The 13,906-nt window shown below is 70.7% G+C and carries 13 protein-coding genes; 6 read left to right on the top strand and 7 right to left on the bottom strand.

What is annotated here, in order from left to right; genetic code table 11:
• The first annotated feature begins 31 nt into the window (after positions 1 to 31).
• Complete coding sequence (locus IF29_RS0137775) at positions 32 to 2,596, top strand: DEAD/DEAH box helicase (RefSeq protein ID WP_030265729.1); 2,565 nt, start codon at positions 32 to 34, stop codon at positions 2,594 to 2,596.
• Positions 2,597 to 2,599: 3 nt separating this feature from the next.
• On the opposite strand, the gene IF29_RS44145 is transcribed toward IF29_RS0137775, so the two are convergent.
• Positions 2,600 to 3,421, bottom strand: coding sequence for a class I SAM-dependent methyltransferase (locus IF29_RS44145; RefSeq protein ID WP_051726556.1), 822 nt, complete (start codon positions 3,419 to 3,421; stop codon positions 2,600 to 2,602).
• Positions 3,422 to 3,592: 171 nt separating this feature from the next.
• Between IF29_RS44145 and IF29_RS0137765 the strand changes: the two genes are divergently transcribed.
• Complete coding sequence (locus IF29_RS0137765; protein WP_030265723.1) at positions 3,593 to 4,255, top strand: response regulator; 663 nt, start codon at positions 3,593 to 3,595, stop codon at positions 4,253 to 4,255.
• 21 nt (positions 4,256 to 4,276) lie between these two features.
• The gene (locus tag IF29_RS0137760; RefSeq protein ID WP_051726555.1) at positions 4,277 to 5,461 is read left to right on the top strand and encodes a sensor histidine kinase; all 1,185 of its coding nucleotides are present in this window, start codon (positions 4,277 to 4,279) and stop codon (positions 5,459 to 5,461) included.
• Between the two features lie 46 nt (positions 5,462 to 5,507).
• Here IF29_RS0137760 and IF29_RS0137755 read toward each other — a convergent pair whose 3' ends face one another.
• Positions 5,508 to 7,289, bottom strand: coding sequence for a phosphatidylglycerol lysyltransferase domain-containing protein (locus IF29_RS0137755; RefSeq protein WP_051726554.1), 1,782 nt, complete (start codon positions 7,287 to 7,289; stop codon positions 5,508 to 5,510).
• Positions 7,290 to 7,642: 353 nt separating this feature from the next.
• On the opposite strand from IF29_RS0137755, the gene IF29_RS0137750 reads away from it, so the two are divergent.
• Positions 7,643 to 8,173: a hypothetical protein gene (locus IF29_RS0137750; RefSeq protein WP_030265712.1), complete on the top strand. Its 531-nt coding sequence runs from the start codon at positions 7,643 to 7,645 to the stop codon at positions 8,171 to 8,173.
• Between the two features lie 64 nt (positions 8,174 to 8,237).
• Here the strand turns inward: IF29_RS0137750 and IF29_RS0137745 are convergent, their stop codons facing one another.
• On the bottom strand, positions 8,238 to 9,557 hold the full coding sequence (locus IF29_RS0137745) for a polysaccharide deacetylase family protein (protein WP_037598215.1): 1,320 nt from the start codon (positions 9,555 to 9,557) through the stop codon (positions 8,238 to 8,240).
• 296 nt (positions 9,558 to 9,853) lie between these two features.
• On the opposite strand from IF29_RS0137745, the gene IF29_RS0137740 reads away from it, so the two are divergent.
• Entirely contained in the window at positions 9,854 to 10,498 is a 645-nt protein-coding gene (locus tag IF29_RS0137740) for a hypothetical protein (protein WP_030265706.1), read from the top strand.
• Here IF29_RS0137740 and IF29_RS0137735 read toward each other — a convergent pair.
• From IF29_RS0137735 to IF29_RS0137720, 4 genes are all read right to left on the bottom strand, one after another.
• On the bottom strand, positions 10,461 to 11,336 hold the full coding sequence (locus IF29_RS0137735; RefSeq protein ID WP_157624134.1) for an alpha/beta fold hydrolase: 876 nt from the start codon (positions 11,334 to 11,336) through the stop codon (positions 10,461 to 10,463). The two genes, IF29_RS0137740 and IF29_RS0137735, sit on opposite strands and share 38 nt — an antisense overlap.
• 37 nt (positions 11,337 to 11,373) lie before the next feature.
• Entirely contained in the window at positions 11,374 to 11,754 is a 381-nt protein-coding gene (locus IF29_RS0137730; protein WP_030265700.1) for a hypothetical protein, read from the bottom strand.
• A 14-nt stretch (positions 11,755 to 11,768) separates the two neighbouring features.
• The gene (locus tag IF29_RS48255; protein ID WP_030265696.1) at positions 11,769 to 11,987 is read right to left on the bottom strand and encodes a toxin-antitoxin system HicB family antitoxin; all 219 of its coding nucleotides are present in this window, start codon (positions 11,985 to 11,987) and stop codon (positions 11,769 to 11,771) included.
• 112 nt (positions 11,988 to 12,099) lie between these two features.
• Positions 12,100 to 12,477: a tetratricopeptide repeat protein gene (locus IF29_RS0137720; protein ID WP_051726553.1), complete on the bottom strand. Its 378-nt coding sequence runs from the start codon at positions 12,475 to 12,477 to the stop codon at positions 12,100 to 12,102.
• 184 nt (positions 12,478 to 12,661) lie between these two features.
• On the opposite strand from IF29_RS0137720, the gene IF29_RS0137715 reads away from it, so the two are divergent.
• Positions 12,662 to 13,234 carry an O-methyltransferase gene (locus IF29_RS0137715; protein ID WP_030265674.1) on the top strand — a complete coding sequence of 191 codons (573 nt, stop codon included), beginning with the start codon at positions 12,662 to 12,664 and terminating at the stop codon, positions 13,232 to 13,234.
• The last annotated feature ends 672 nt before the right edge of the window (positions 13,235 to 13,906 follow it).

Genomic DNA, 13,906 nt, shown 5'->3' with positions numbered 1-13,906 from the left:
CGGACCGCCGGGAACCAGGCAAGATGGAGCCGTGACCTTGACTGATCTCATCCCCGCCGACCCCCAGCCCGACGATCTCTTCACCGCGTTCGCGGCCTGGGCGGAGGAGCGCGGGATCACCCTCTACCCGGCGCAGGAGGAGGCGCTGATCGAGATCGTCTCCGGCTCCAACGTCATCCTGAACACCCCCACCGGGTCGGGGAAGAGCCTGGTCGCAGCCGGTGCGCACTTCGCCGCCCTGGCGAACGGACAGCGGACCTTCTACACAGCCCCGATCAAGGCACTGGTGTCGGAGAAGTTCTTCGACCTGGTGAAGATGTTCGGCACCCGGAACGTCGGCATGATGACCGGCGACGCCAGCGTGAACCCCATGGCGCCGATCATCTGCTGCACCGCCGAGGTGCTGGCCAGCATCGCACTGCGGGACGGCGCCCAGGCCGACGTCGGCCAGGTGGTCATGGACGAGTTCCACTTCTACGCCGAGCCGGACCGGGGCTGGGCCTGGCAGGTGCCGCTGATCGAGCTGCCGCAGGCGCAGTTCCTGCTGATGTCGGCGACCCTCGGCGACGTCCGCCGCTTCGAGACCGACCTCCAGCGCCGCACCGGCCGCCCGACCACCACCGTCAGCTCGGTGACCCGTCCGGTCCCGCTGTTCTACGAGTACCAGCGCACCCCCATCCACGACACCCTGGAGCAGCTGCTCAACACCGGGCAGGCACCGGTCTACGTGGTTCACTTCACCCAGGCCGCCGCGGTGGAGCGGGCCCAGGCGCTGATGAGCATCAACATGTGCTCCAAGGCCGAGAAGGACGCCATCGCCGCACTGATCGGCAACTTCCGCTTCACCACCAAGTTCGGCCGCAACCTGTCGCGGTTCGTCCGGCACGGCATCGGGGTGCACCACGCCGGGATGCTGCCCAAGTACCGGCGGCTGGTGGAACGGCTGGCCCAGGCCGGGCTGCTCAAGGTCATCTGCGGCACCGACACCCTGGGCGTCGGCGTCAACGTCCCGATCCGCACCGTGCTGTTCACCGCCCTGTCCAAGTACGACGGGCAACGGGTCCGACTGCTGCGGGCCCGCGAGTTCCACCAGATCGCCGGACGCGCCGGACGGGCCGGGTTCGACACCGTCGGCACCGTGGTCGCCCAGGCCCCCGAGCATGTCACCGAGAACGAGAAGGCCCTGGCCAAGGCCGGCGACGACCCCAAGAAGAAGCGCAAGGTGGTCCGCAAGAAGGCCCCCGAGGGCTTCGTCTCCTGGGGCGAGGAGACCTTCAACAAGCTGATCGACGCCCAGCCCGAACCGCTGGTGTCCCGCTTCCGGGTCAGCCACCTGATGCTGCTGTCCGTCATCAACCGCCCCGGCAACGCCTTCGAGGCGATGCGGCACCTGCTGATGGACAACGACGACGACCCCAAGGCCCGCCGCCGCCACATCAGCGAGGCCATCGCCATCTACCGCTCGCTGCTGGCCGGCGGCGTGGTCGAACGGCTGGACACCCCCGACGAGACCGGACGCATCGTCCGGCTCACCGTCGACCTGCAGCAGGACTTCTCACTCACCCAGCCGCTCTCCACCTTCGCCCTGGCGGCGTTCGAACTGCTGGACGTGGAGTCCCCCAGCTACGCCCTGGACGTGCTGTCCGTGGTCGAGGCCACCCTGGACGACCCGCGCCAGATCGTCGCCGCCCAGGAGAACAAGGCCCGCGGCGAGGCCGTCGCCGAGATGAAGCGCGACGGCGTCGAGTACGAGGAGCGGATGGAGCGGCTCCAGGAGATCACCTACGAGAAGCCGTTGGAGGAGCTGCTCAACCACGCCTACGAGGTCTACCGCCGGGTCCACCCCTGGATCGGCGACCACCCGCTGCGCCCCAAGACCGTCGCCCGCGACCTCTACGAGCGCGCGATGACCTTCACCGACTACGTCGGCTTCTACGAGCTGGCGCGGACCGAGGGCCTGGTGCTGCGTTACCTGGCCGGCGCCTACAAGGCGCTGGAGCACACCGTCCCGGACGACCTGAAGTCCGAGGACCTGCGCGACCTCATCTCCTGGCTGGGCGAGCTGGTCCGCCAGGTCGACTCCAGCCTGCTGGACGAGTGGGAGAAGCTGGCCAACCCGGAGGACGAGGAGGAGCGCGAGCAGCAGATGCTGGACGAGAAGACCGCACCGGTCACCGCCAACGTCCGCGCCTTCCGCGTCCTGGTCCGCAACGCCATGTTCCGCCGGGTCGAACTGGCCGCCCTGGAGCGCTACTACGACCTGGGCGAACTTGATGCCGAAGGGGGTGTCGCGCAAGGCGCGTCGGACAAGGGTGGTGGTGGGCGACGGGAGGGCGGCTGGGACCAGGACGCCTGGGCCGAGGCCATGGACGCCTACTGGGACGAGCACGAGGACCTGGGCACCGGACCGGACGCCCGTGGGCCGAAGATGCTGATCATCGACGACGAGTCGGTCCAGGGCGCCTGGCTGGTGCGGCAGATCTTCGACGACCCGGCCGGCGACCACGACTGGGGCATCAGCGCCGAGGTCGACCTCGCCTCCTCGGACGAGGAGGGCCGCGCGGTGCTGCGGGTCACCGCGGTCAACCGGCTCTGACGGTCAGACTGCCCTGGCCAGGACCATGTCGCTACGGGTGATCATGTCGATGCCGCCCCCGTGCGCGTCCAGCAGCGCCGCCACCTCGGCCTGGACCGCCGCACGGGCCTCATCGCTCATGATCCGGTAGGCGGAGATCGAGGTCAGATAGTCGATATAACGCTTCGTCGGGTAGTGGGCCGGCGTCTTGAACCGGATCTCCCGCAGATCGGTGAAGCGCCCGCGCATCAGCGGCAGCTGCGAGGTCCAGACGGACTCGTCGCCCTCCGGGGGCTCGATGGTGTCGCTCATGTTCCAGCCCGCCATGGTGTGCGGGGTGAAGGTCAGCTGGTAGCGGGCGTCGATCTCCGCCAGCCCGGCATGCACCTCCGGGTCCATCACGCCGTGGTGGTTCCAGAACAGCGCGGCCGTGCCGCCCGGCGCCAGCGCCTCGTAGGCCAGGTCCCAGCGGACCTCCTCGGGGACCCAGTGCCAGGAGGTGGCCGCGAAGAGCAGTCCGAAGGTGCGGCCGGCCCGCACCCAGCTCTCGAAGCCCGCCTGCTCGATCCGCACGCCGGGGTGGGCCGCGGTCTTGCGGCGCAGCAGCGCCGCCATCCGCGGGTCGGGTTCCACGCAGACGATCGGCACACCCCGCTCGGCGAAGGCGACGGTCGCCTTCCCGGTTCCGGCCCCGATCTCGACCGCGCCCCGGTCGCCGAGGTCCGCGTAGTCGAGCACGGTGTCCACCAACGCGGCCGGGTACTCGGCCCGGACCGCGTCGTAGAGCTCGGCGACCTCGCCGAAGACCGTGTTGCGTGCCGAGTCGTCCCGCTGCTCCGTCGTCATCCCCGCCATCCGTTCGTCCATATGATCGATGGACCGCCAACATAGCGGCCCCGGTCAGGTGAGCGTTCGGCAAGCCCGTGGACCGGGCCGCCCCTGCCTCTCGTACCCTCGTCCCAGGGAGGCCGTCGACAGGATGACGTCCACCGGCGGACTGAAGAAGAGGTCACCGAGTTGATCCGTGTGGTCATCGTCGACGACGAGACACTCGTACGGTCGGGCCTGAGCCTGATCGTCGGCTCGGCAGCTGACATCGAGGTCGTCGCCACCTGCTCCGGCGCCGAGGCCCTGGAGACCGTCGGCAGGTACTCCCCGCAGGTGGTGCTGCTGGACATCCGGATGCCGGACGTGGACGGGATCACCGTGCTCCGCTCGCTGCGGGCGCTCCCGCAGCCGCCCGCCGTGGCCATGCTCACCACCTTCGACACCGACGAGTACATCGGGACGGCGCTGCGCGGCGGCGCGGCCGGATTCCTGCTCAAGGACACCGACCCGGAGCAGCTGGTCAACGCGGTACGGGTGCTGGCCGACGGCGGCCGGGTGCTCTCCCCGGCCGTCACCGACACCGTGATCGCCGGCTACCTGGACGCCGGCCCGGACCGGCAGACCGCCGCCAGGCTGCGCACCATGACCACCCGGGAGCTGGACGTGCTCGCGCTGCTGGGCGAGGGCCTGTCCAATGCGGAGATCGCCGCCCGGCTGTTCCTCAGCACCGGTACCGTCAAGGACCACATCAGCGCGATCCTCGCCAAACTCGGCACCTCCAACCGGGTCCAGGCCGCGGTCTTCGCCCACCAGGCCGGACTGCTGGGCGGCGGCTCCGCCCCCCGGGCATGACCACGAAGGCGATGTGACCGGATGAGCACCACCGCCGAGCCGCGCCGCCGCTGGTACCTGAGCCCCTGGATCACGGTCCCGGTCCCGGTGGTGCTGGCCGTCCTGGACGCGCTGCTCGCCAACGACCTCACCTCCGTCGTGCAGATGTCGACCTCCCTGGTGGCCGCGGCGGCGCTGCTGCTGCGCACCCGGTGGCCGCTGGCGGTGATGCTGCTGACGCTGCCCGGACTGCAGCTGAGCTACATATGGCTGGCCCCGATGATCGCGCTCTACACCCTGGCCGCCGCCGAACGCCGGCGCTGGGTGGTTGGCGGCTGCGCGCTGCTGCTGGCCGTGGCCCAGTTCCTGCCCTGGCCGTACAGCGACGTGCCGGTGCAGTGGGACCGGACCACCACCCTCGCGGCGATGTACTCGCTGATGACCGCGATCGCACCGGTGGTGCTCGGCCTGCTGGTGCTGACCCGGCGGGAACTGGCGGTCAGGCTGGACGAGCTGACCCGGGGCCAGGAGCGCGAGCAGCGCCTGCTGGCACACAGCGTGCTGTCCACCGAGCGGGCCAGGCTGGCGCGGGAGATGCACGACGTGGTCTCGCACCAGGTCAGCCTGATCTCCATCCAGGCCGGTGCGCTGCAGGTGCGCGCCGACGACCCGGAGGCCACCGCCGAGGGCGCCCGGACCATCCGTCAGCTGGCCGTGAAGACCCTGGAGGAGCTGCGGCAGATGGTGGGGGTGCTGCGGGCGGCCGGCGGCGACGGACGGGAGCTCTCGCCGCAGCCGACCCTCGCCGACCTGCCCCGGCTGATCGCCGCCAGCGGCCTGGACGCGGTGCTGGACACCGTTCCGCACCAGTCCCGGCAGCAGCCGCCCTCGGCCTGGCCGGAGCCGGTTGAGCGGGCCGCGTACCGCACCGTCCAGGAGTCGCTGACCAACATCCGCAAGTACGCGCCCGGCGCCGCGGTGACCGTCACGGTGCGGGCGGACGCGGGCAGGCTGCAGGTCGAGATCCGCAACGGCCCGGCCGACCCGGGAGCCGAGCCGCTGGTGCTGCCCAGCGGCGGCCACGGCCTGGTGGGGCTGCGCGAACGGGCCCAGCAGCTCGGCGGCAGCCTGCTGGCCCGGCCGACCATGGAGGGCGGCTACCTGGTCAGCGCCGTGCTCCCGCTGCGCCCGGAGGGCAAGCTCCCGGCCCGGCCGGCGGACGGATAGCCCGTCCGGGCCGCCGACGGACGGTCTTCCCGCAGTCGACGGGCCGTCAGGCCACCCGCTGCAGCTCGCGCTCCGGCTCCGGCACCGCGGCCTGGCCGCGACGGCGGCGGCCGAGCAGCGAGGGCAGCCGCGGCGCCGCAATGAAGCCCTCGGCGCAGGCGTTGACCATGGCGATCCTGGGCAGGTCCCGGCTCCGCTCGAACAGGACGTAGCGGGGTTCCCACTGGGGCCGGTACTTGGCGTTGGCCCGGTACAGCGACTCGATCTGCCACCAGCGCGAGAAGAACATCAGCACCGAGCGCCAGGACCGCAGGAACGGTCCGGCGCCGAGCCGGGACCCGCGCTCGAAGACCGCCCGGAACACCGCGAAGTTCAGCGACACCCGCTCGATGCCCAACTGGCCCGCGCCCTGCAGCAGCTCGATGACCATGAACTCCAGCAGACCGTTGTCGGCCTCCCGGTCACGGCGCATCAGGTCCAGCGACAGCCCGTGCGCGCCCCAGGGCACGAAGCTCAGCAGCGCCCGCAGTTCGCCGTCCGCGTCCCGGCACTCCAGCATCACGCACTGGCCGTCGGCGGGGTCGCCGAGCCGTCCCAGCGCCATCGAGAAGCCCCGCTCGGTCTGGCCGTCCCGCCACTGGTCGGCCCGGCGCACCAGGGTCTCCATCTCGGCCTCGGCGATGTCGCCGTGCCTGCGCAGCATCACGCTGTATCCGGCGCGCCGCACCTTGTTGTGCGCCTGGCGCACCCCGCGCATCGCGCGCCCCTCCAGGCTGAAGTCACCCACCTCGACGATGGCTTCGTCCCCCAGTTCGAGGGCGTCAAGTCCGTGCCTCGCGTAGACGATGCCCCCCTCCTCGCTGGCACCGGTCACCGCGGGGACCCAGGCGTGCTCCCGTGCCTGGGCCAGCCAGGCCTCGATGGCACCGGGCCAGGCCTCCACGTCACCGATGGGATCCCCCGAGGCCAGCGACACCCCGCCGAGCACCCGGTAGGTCACCGCGGCCTTGCCGGACGGCGAGAAGACCACCGACTTGTCCCGGCGCAGCGCGAAGTACCCCAGCGAGTCGCGCTCCCCGTGCCGTTCCAGCAGCCCCCGCAGCCGGGTCTCGTCCTCGTCGGAGAGGAACTCCTTGCCCTTCGGCGAGCGGAACAGCGCGTAGAGCACCAGCAGCAGCACCCCCACGCTCAGCACGTTCACCGAGACGTCCACCCAGCGCGGCACGGCCACATGCAGGTCGACGTCGCTGTTGAAGCCCAGCGTGATCGCGCGCAGCAGCACGTAGTGCATCCGGCCGGGCAGCGAGGAGCCGGCCTCGGTGTTGGCCGCGCCGACCAGCAGCGTGCCCGCGAGCAGGGTCAGCAGTCCGCCGCCCAGCAGGACGCCCGCGGCCATCCGCGGGTTGGCCCGGTCGCCCTTGGCCCGGAACTCGCGCCGGCCCACCAGCAGCGCGACCGCGAAGACCGCGGTGACCACCGCGGTGGCCCAGTTGAAACCGTGCTCCCTGATCTCCGGGCGCCGCACCATCGCCACCACCAGGTCGGCCAGCAGCAGCCAGCAGATCACCGCGTTGGCGATCCAGGCCGCCCGCTTGCGACGGTTCATCATCACCGCCATCAGCAGGGCGAACACGCCCGAGGTGAATCCGGCGGTGAGCAGGTAGGGGGTGTAGTACACGCCGGTGTTGTGGTGCCGCACCTGCTCCCGCAGGGTCACCGAGACCGCCGCGAGGAGGTTGAGGAGGCCGACCGCCCGCAGGTACCAGACGACGGTTCGGGCAGCGACGCGCCGGGGGCGCGGGGCTACCGGGGCTGAGGCTCGATGCATGCTACGGCTCCATCGCGGACACAACAGGTCTGGGACAACAGGTCTGGGACAACAAGACGCCGACAACAAGACGCCGGCAGAAGGGTGGTTGTGTTAGATACTGCCGCGTCGATCTTGGTCGGACGTCCGTCCAGAGACCTGCTCACGCCCCCGCCGATCGGCTGGTCCTGCACCCCCGAAGTGCATTTCCCGCAGGCAGGCGGAACCGAGGGGGCCACCGGTCTCGTCCCATACTCGCTCCGGTCCGGCTGCTCGGAACGGGGCGCGACGCAGGTGGCGCGGGGTGCGCGGCACCACTCACGGGGGCACCGGAACGGGGGAGCATGGACGACCGGGGGAGGTCGAGACGGGTCGTGGCGGCCGCGGTCCTCGCGGCGCTGCTGAGCATGGGCGCGGGCGCCTGCGCCCACCAGGGCACGGCCGACGGGTCGACGGACGGCGGCTCGCGCGGCGGGCACTACAGGACCCGCCATCCGAGCCAACTCGACCCGGTGGTACGCCGGCTCGCGCCCTATCTGGAGCGGCACTTCGCCGGCAGCTACACCACACTGGTGATCGACAGCCCGCACAACCGGCTGCTGGTCTACCGCATCCCCGACGCGGCCCTGGACGCGGCCGCACACTCGGTGGCCGGCCGCACCCGGCTGCTGTTCGTGGACTCCCGCTACTCCTACGGGCACCAGCACGAGTTGATGGACCGGATCGGCGCCGACCTTGGCTACTGGAGGCGGCAGGGCATCAGGGTCACCTCGTGGACCGCCAGCAACGGCGTGCGCTGCGCGGTCCTGGTCAGCACCGCCCGGGGCACCGGCGCCGACCAGCGCGCCTTCGACGCCCGCTACGGCACCGGCGCCGTCGCCATAAGCAGGGGCGGCCCCGCCTGAGGTGTCAGGCGGGGCCGTGCGGTGGTTCTCGGTGCGATGCGCGCGGCGCTGCCGGCTCTGTGGATCAGGCGTGCGAGGGCGTCGCCTTGGCCGAGGCCGAGGCGGTGGACCTGGCCGGGGTGGGCGTGGTGTAGTCGGCCCAACTCGTGGGCGTCTGACCGACGTCCAGGGTGCGCAGCTTGGCCAGCACCGCCGGGTCCTGCACCTCCAGCCACTCCACCAGCTGCCGGAACGACACCAGCCGCACGTCGGGCTTGGCCGCGATGGCGCGCAGCGCCTCCTCGACCGACCGCATGTAGATGCCGCCGTTCCAGCTCTCGAAGTGGTTGCCGATGAAGTAGGGGGCGCGGTTGGTGGTGTACGCGCGGTTGAACCCGGCCATGTACGCGCCGTACGACTGCTGCTGCCAGCCGGGTCGCTTGGCGGGGTCGCCGTTGACGCTGGCGTTGGACTGGTTCGCCAGCATGTTGTAGTCCATCGACAGGACCTGGAAGTTGTGCCCGGGGAACGGGATGGACTGGAGCGGGAACTCCCACAGCCCCTTGTAGTGGCCGGGCCAGACCTGGTTGCCGCCCGGCGAGCTGGCGTCGTACTTCCAGCCCATGGACTTGGCCGTGGGCAGCAGCGCGTCCCGGCCCAGCAGGCAGGGGGTACGGCCGCCGATGAGCTCCTTGCGGTAGTCGAAGGGCAGCGCCGGCAGGTCCTTGAACCCGGTGTTGGTGCGCCACTTGGTGACGAAGCCGATGGCCTGCTCCAACTCGCTGCGCCACTGCGACGAGGACCAGGTGCCGACGCCGTTGCCGGGGCTGCAGAAGTGGCCGTTGAAGTGGGTGCCGATCTCGTGGCCCTCCAGCCAGGCCGCGCCGACCTGCTGGAGCGTCATCCGGATGTGGTCGTCCGCCAGGTAGCCGATGTCGGAGGCCCCGGGCTGGTGCCCCGGGGGCAGGTACAGGTCCTTCTTGCTCTCGGGCAGGGTGTAGATGCCGGAGAGGAAGAACGACATGGTCGCCTTGGTCTCCTGGGCGACCTCGCGGAAGTGCGAGAACAGCTTCTTGCTGTCCTCGCCCGCGCCGTCCCAGGAGAAGACGACGAACTGCGGCGGCTTCTGGCCGGGCTTGAGCCGCTCCGGCACCGGCTGGTGCGGCTGCGGCCCGGTGTCGGACGTGGAGCCGTCACCGATCAGCACAGCACCCGCGCTGGTCGGCGAGGCCGCCGAGGAACCGTCGGCGGAACCGGGGTGCGCCGAGGCTGCTCCCCCGCCGGGCTTGCTGTCCCCCGAGCCTCTCGCCGCACCGGAACCGTCCGCACAGGCGGTCACACCCAGGGCGGTGACCGCCGCGAGGGCACCTCCGGAGAGTACGTTCCTGCGGGACAGAGCGCCCATGGGGTTCACCAGGCCTTCCGGCTAGTTCGACTGCATTGCCGTGGCCGCAGTCATTGCTGTGCGATTTCTGATGGGATTCTGAGAGCTGAGACGCGAGGAACGGTCAGCCGGTTTCGTCCTGGTTCACGGACCCTGGCGATCTCACTCGGACCCCACAGTACGCACATAGGATCGCTGTACCCAGCACCCAAACCGGCCCGCGGGCCGCCGCGTGATCCTTTACCCTGCCTTTATGCCGTCGATCGCACATCTGTCGCCCCCGCGAGTTCACCTCGCGCACAGCCTGGAGGCGTCCCATGACTGACTGGGCGACACTTTCCAATCTGGGCACCGCAGCGGGCACGCTGGTCCTGGCCGCCGCCACCTTCTCGGCGGTCCGGTCGGCGGAGCGCTCCGCCCGCGCGGCGGAACGCTCCGTCCAGGCCTCGCTGCGACCGCTGCTGATCACCTCGCGGGCCGAGGCCCCCAAGCAGAAGGTGCTCTGGCAGGACGGCCAGTGGGCCCACCTCCCCGGCAGCGCCGGCTACCTCACCCTGGCGAACGAGGTCGTCTACCTCGCCGCGTCGATCCGCAACGTCGGCCCCGGCCTCGCCGTCATCCACGGCTGGCGCATCGGCGAGCGCCCCCGGTTCGCCGAGCACGAGCACCCGCCCGTGGAGGACTTCCACCGCCAGGGCCGCGACCTCTACATCGCCCCCGGCGACACCGGCTTCTGGCACGCGGCGGTACGCGAGACCTCCGACCCCGACCACGCCACGCTGCTGGCGCAGATGAAGGAACGCGACCGCATCAACATCGACCTGCTCTACGGGGACGGCGAAGGCGGGCAGCGCACCATAAGCCGCTTCTCCTTCATGCCGAAGCGGGACGGCGAGAGCGCGGACGACTGGTTCTGCCAGGTCGTCAGGCACTGGAACGTGGACCGGCCGGACCCGCGGTGAGGGTGTCCAGGAAGTCCAGCAGTACCCGGTTGAACTCATCCGGCTGCTCCAGCGGCGGCAGGTGGCCGGCGCCGGGCAGCACGGCGTGTCGCGCCCCCTTGATCCCGGCAGCGTTGATCCCTGCAGCTCCGGCCAGCAGCTCCGAGAGCTCGACGATCCCCGGCACGTCCTCGGTGCCGTGCACCACCAGGACCGGTACCTCGACCTGGTCGAGCCGCCCGAACGCCGGCGGCTCCAGGTCCCGCGCCTCGAACTGGGCGGAGCCGGACCACTCGCGCCGGGTGATCGTCCGGAACATCTCCAGGGCGAGCCGCCACACCTCGGGATCCAGGTCGGTCCAGCTGCGCCCGGGGCCGGCGGTGAGGAACTCCACCGTGGCCCGGACATAGGTCTCCAGGTCGCGCGGCTCCGGCCCGACGACCTCGTGCACCCGCTGCCGATAGAGCGTCAGAAAGCTTTCCGGCCACTGGTACCCGGACACCCCGGAGCCGACCAGCACCAGCCCGTCGACCAGCTCGGGCCGCAGCAGCGCCACGTCCAGCGCCAGCTTCCCACCGTCCGAGCTACCCACCAGGGCGGCCCGGTCCACGTCCAACTGGTCCAGCAGCTGCAGTAGTTGTTCATGCCTGGCGTACGGACCCACCGGATCGCCGGATTCGCCATGACCCGCCCAGTCATAGGTGATCACCCTGAACCGGCCTGCCAGCACCGGAACCTGACGCATCCACAGCCGACTGTCGGTGGTCCCGCCGTGCGCCAGAACCACGACGGGCCCCGGTCCGCCGGTGTCCTGGAAGGCAAGCACCGAGCCGTCGGCCAGTGCCACCCTGTCCCGCATCGTCATCCGTTGTCTGCCGCCCGCCGTGCGCCGCCCGCTAGCCCAGGTCGGTGAGCTGCCGCAGCGCCTCCGCCGTCGCGAAGACGTCCGCGCGGCGCTCCTTGGCGTGCTCGACCAGATCGGCGAGGGCGAAGCTGTTCGGCAACTGCTTGATCCCCGCCATGGCGAGGTAGGAGCGGGTCAGCGTGGCCGCGTAGAACTCGTTCATGGGGCTGTCGAGCGGCGGGCAGACCGCCAGCGTGTGCAGCAGGGCCGCCGCGCGCCAGCAGATGTCGCGCGGCTCCTCATCGGCAACCAGCACCACATCGGTGGCATGCCGGGCTATCGCCGCACTGATCCCCGAGGGGTCCCACACGGTCGGGTCGGAGGGAAGGTGGTGTGCCAGGACGTTCCACGCCCATGCCTCGTCAGCCTTCACGCTCTGTTCCCTCGTCACGCGGTCTTACGTCCGAACCGCTCTTGGAAGTAGGCCCAGTTCTCAGCCGTGTTGAACTCCGCGGCCGCATCGAGCGACCGCTGACGATCAGCGTCCAGTTCCCGCTTGGCGACCTCGGTCACCAGTGCCGTGATCGTCGTCCCCTCGGCTGCCGCCCGCGCCGCCAGACGGGCGTGGAACTCCTCATCCACCCGAATGGTGATGTGCTTCGACATGCCATCAGCGTACAGCGCCCGTGCTGTACGGTCGACGCTTCCGGGAACTCCACCCCGGGCGGCGGCACCCGCCACCGCCGCCCGGAACGCCCTGATCCGCCGAAACCACCGGTCAGAGCGGTGCATCGGCCTCGTCCACGGCCCGGACACCCTCCGGAAACTCACCGGCGAAGGCGTCCGCGATCCGCAGCCACGGCTTCGCCTCCTCCGCCCGACCCTGCCGCTGCAGCGTGCGCCCCAGCATCAGGTGCGCATAGTGCTCGACCGGGTCCCGGTCAATGACCTCGCGCAGCTGCGCCTCCGCCCGCTGAAGCTGCGCCGAGTGGTAGTACGCCCGCGCCAGCAGCATCCGGACGTCCACCTGCTCCGGCAGCTCGGCCACGACCCCCTCCAGGATCCGTGCAGCCTCGGCGTAGTCCTTGGCCTCGAAGAACAGTCCGGCCCGCCGCCACTTCTCCGACACTGCCTCTTCCACGTACTGCATCGCCATGCGCCCTGCTCCTCTCGGTGTCCAGCCGGTCCGTCGACCGGTCACCCGACTCAGCATCCTTGAGCACTCAACTATTCCCAGGTCGACTGGCCGAAGGGGGGCAGGTGGCAGGATGACCTTGCTCTCCCGCTCGCGCCTGCCCGCTCCTCCCGCTCCAACTACCAGACCAGCCAGGGGGAATGCCATGACCAGCACAGCACCAGCCGTCCCCGTCCGCGTATCAGCCGCAGAACGCGCCGCAGCGGCGGCGGGCTTCAAGCTCAGCTGCACGCCCGAGGTGGGCAGACTCCTCAGCGTGGCTGCCGCCGCGAAGCCCAATGGCACCATCGCCGAGAGCGGCACCGGATGCGGCGTCGGCACCGCCTGGCTCCACAGCGGCCTCGGCAGCGCAGCACGACTCGTCACCGCAGAGCGCGACGAGGAACTGGCCCGCGCCGCGGCCGACCTCTTCGCGGACGACGAGCGGGTACAGGTCCTCCCCGGCGACTGGCGCCTCCTGGAGCGGCACGCCCCCTTCGACGTCTTCTTCTGCGACGGCGGCGGCAAACGCGACGCCCAGCAACAGGTGGTCGACCTCCTCGCCCCCGGCGGCATCCTCGTCCTCGACGACTTCACCCCCTCCCCCGAATGGCCACCCCGCTTCGCCGGCGAGATCGACGAGCTCAGGCTCTTCTACCTCACCCACCCCGACCTCCGGGCCACGGAGATCCTCACCACCCCCACAACCTCCGCGGTTGTGGCCGTCCGGCGGGAGTAGAGGAGGAGGACGGCTGGCGTGGGTGCGGAATCCGCCTTGCTGCCGAGCCCCCGTCTTGTGGCCGGGTTGCCGGTGCGTGTTCGCTCCCGGTGATCGTTCGTCAGTTCCGTGGGGCGCGTTGGCGTGTTGGTGGCTGAGGTGGCTCGCTCCGCTCGCGGCCAACTACGAGGAGCCGGGGGCGGGTTGGGGTTCGTTGCCGGGCGGCGGGTGGGTGCGGGGTGGGGCGTGCAGAAACGTTCCTTGGACTGAACCGGGGTCACTTTCGGGACAAGGTGTCACTTGATCATGCCGTAATGCCCCATTTGACACAGTCCTGGCGTACCACGAGTGACCCGGTGTCCCGAAATCGACCCCGGTTCCCGCGAGACCCGGCCACAGAACCGCTTCTGCACGCCCGCACCCGGCAACGGCGCCCGGCACCGGCCCCGCTCCCCCGCTGTAGTTGGCCCGCGAGGCGGAGCCGAGCAACAGCAACAAGCCACGGGCGTGCCATTCGGCATCGGTGGCGCCATGTAAGCCACCCACAGCAGCCGCCCCACCAACGACGGCCGGCCTCCCCTGCCCGCTTCCGGCGGGGAATGCAGAGAAGCCCCCTGACCGGTGGTCAGGGGGCTTTCTGTTAATGGTTGTTCGGCGGCGTCCTACTCTCCCACAGGGTCCCCCCTGCAGTAC

This window comes from Streptacidiphilus jeojiense (genome assembly GCF_000719095.1).
Classification (GTDB): Bacteria; Actinomycetota; Actinomycetes; order Streptomycetales; family Streptomycetaceae; genus Streptacidiphilus; species Streptacidiphilus jeojiensis.
This window is presented reverse-complemented; position numbering and strand designations above follow the sequence as displayed.

Excerpts from the sequence above, each read along its gene's own strand:
- IF29_RS0137715 (WP_030265674.1), top strand. The coding sequence starts at position 12,662 with ATGACCAGCACAGCACCAGCCGTCCCCGTCCGCGTATCAGCCGCAGAA.
- IF29_RS0137760 (WP_051726555.1), top strand. The coding sequence starts at position 4,277 with ATGAGCACCACCGCCGAGCCGCGCCGCCGCTGGTACCTGAGCCCCTGG.
- IF29_RS0137740 (WP_030265706.1), top strand. The coding sequence starts at position 9,854 with ATGACTGACTGGGCGACACTTTCCAATCTGGGCACCGCAGCGGGCACG.
- IF29_RS48255 (WP_030265696.1), bottom strand. The coding sequence starts at position 11,987 with ATGTCGAAGCACATCACCATTCGGGTGGATGAGGAGTTCCACGCCCGT.
- IF29_RS0137755 (WP_051726554.1), bottom strand. The coding sequence starts at position 7,289 with ATGCATCGAGCCTCAGCCCCGGTAGCCCCGCGCCCCCGGCGCGTCGCT.
- IF29_RS0137745 (WP_037598215.1), bottom strand. The coding sequence starts at position 9,557 with ATGGGCGCTCTGTCCCGCAGGAACGTACTCTCCGGAGGTGCCCTCGCG.
- IF29_RS0137735 (WP_157624134.1), bottom strand. The coding sequence starts at position 11,336 with ATGCGGGACAGGGTGGCACTGGCCGACGGCTCGGTGCTTGCCTTCCAG.
- IF29_RS0137720 (WP_051726553.1), bottom strand. The coding sequence starts at position 12,477 with ATGGCGATGCAGTACGTGGAAGAGGCAGTGTCGGAGAAGTGGCGGCGG.
- IF29_RS44145 (WP_051726556.1), bottom strand. The coding sequence starts at position 3,421 with ATGACGACGGAGCAGCGGGACGACTCGGCACGCAACACGGTCTTCGGC.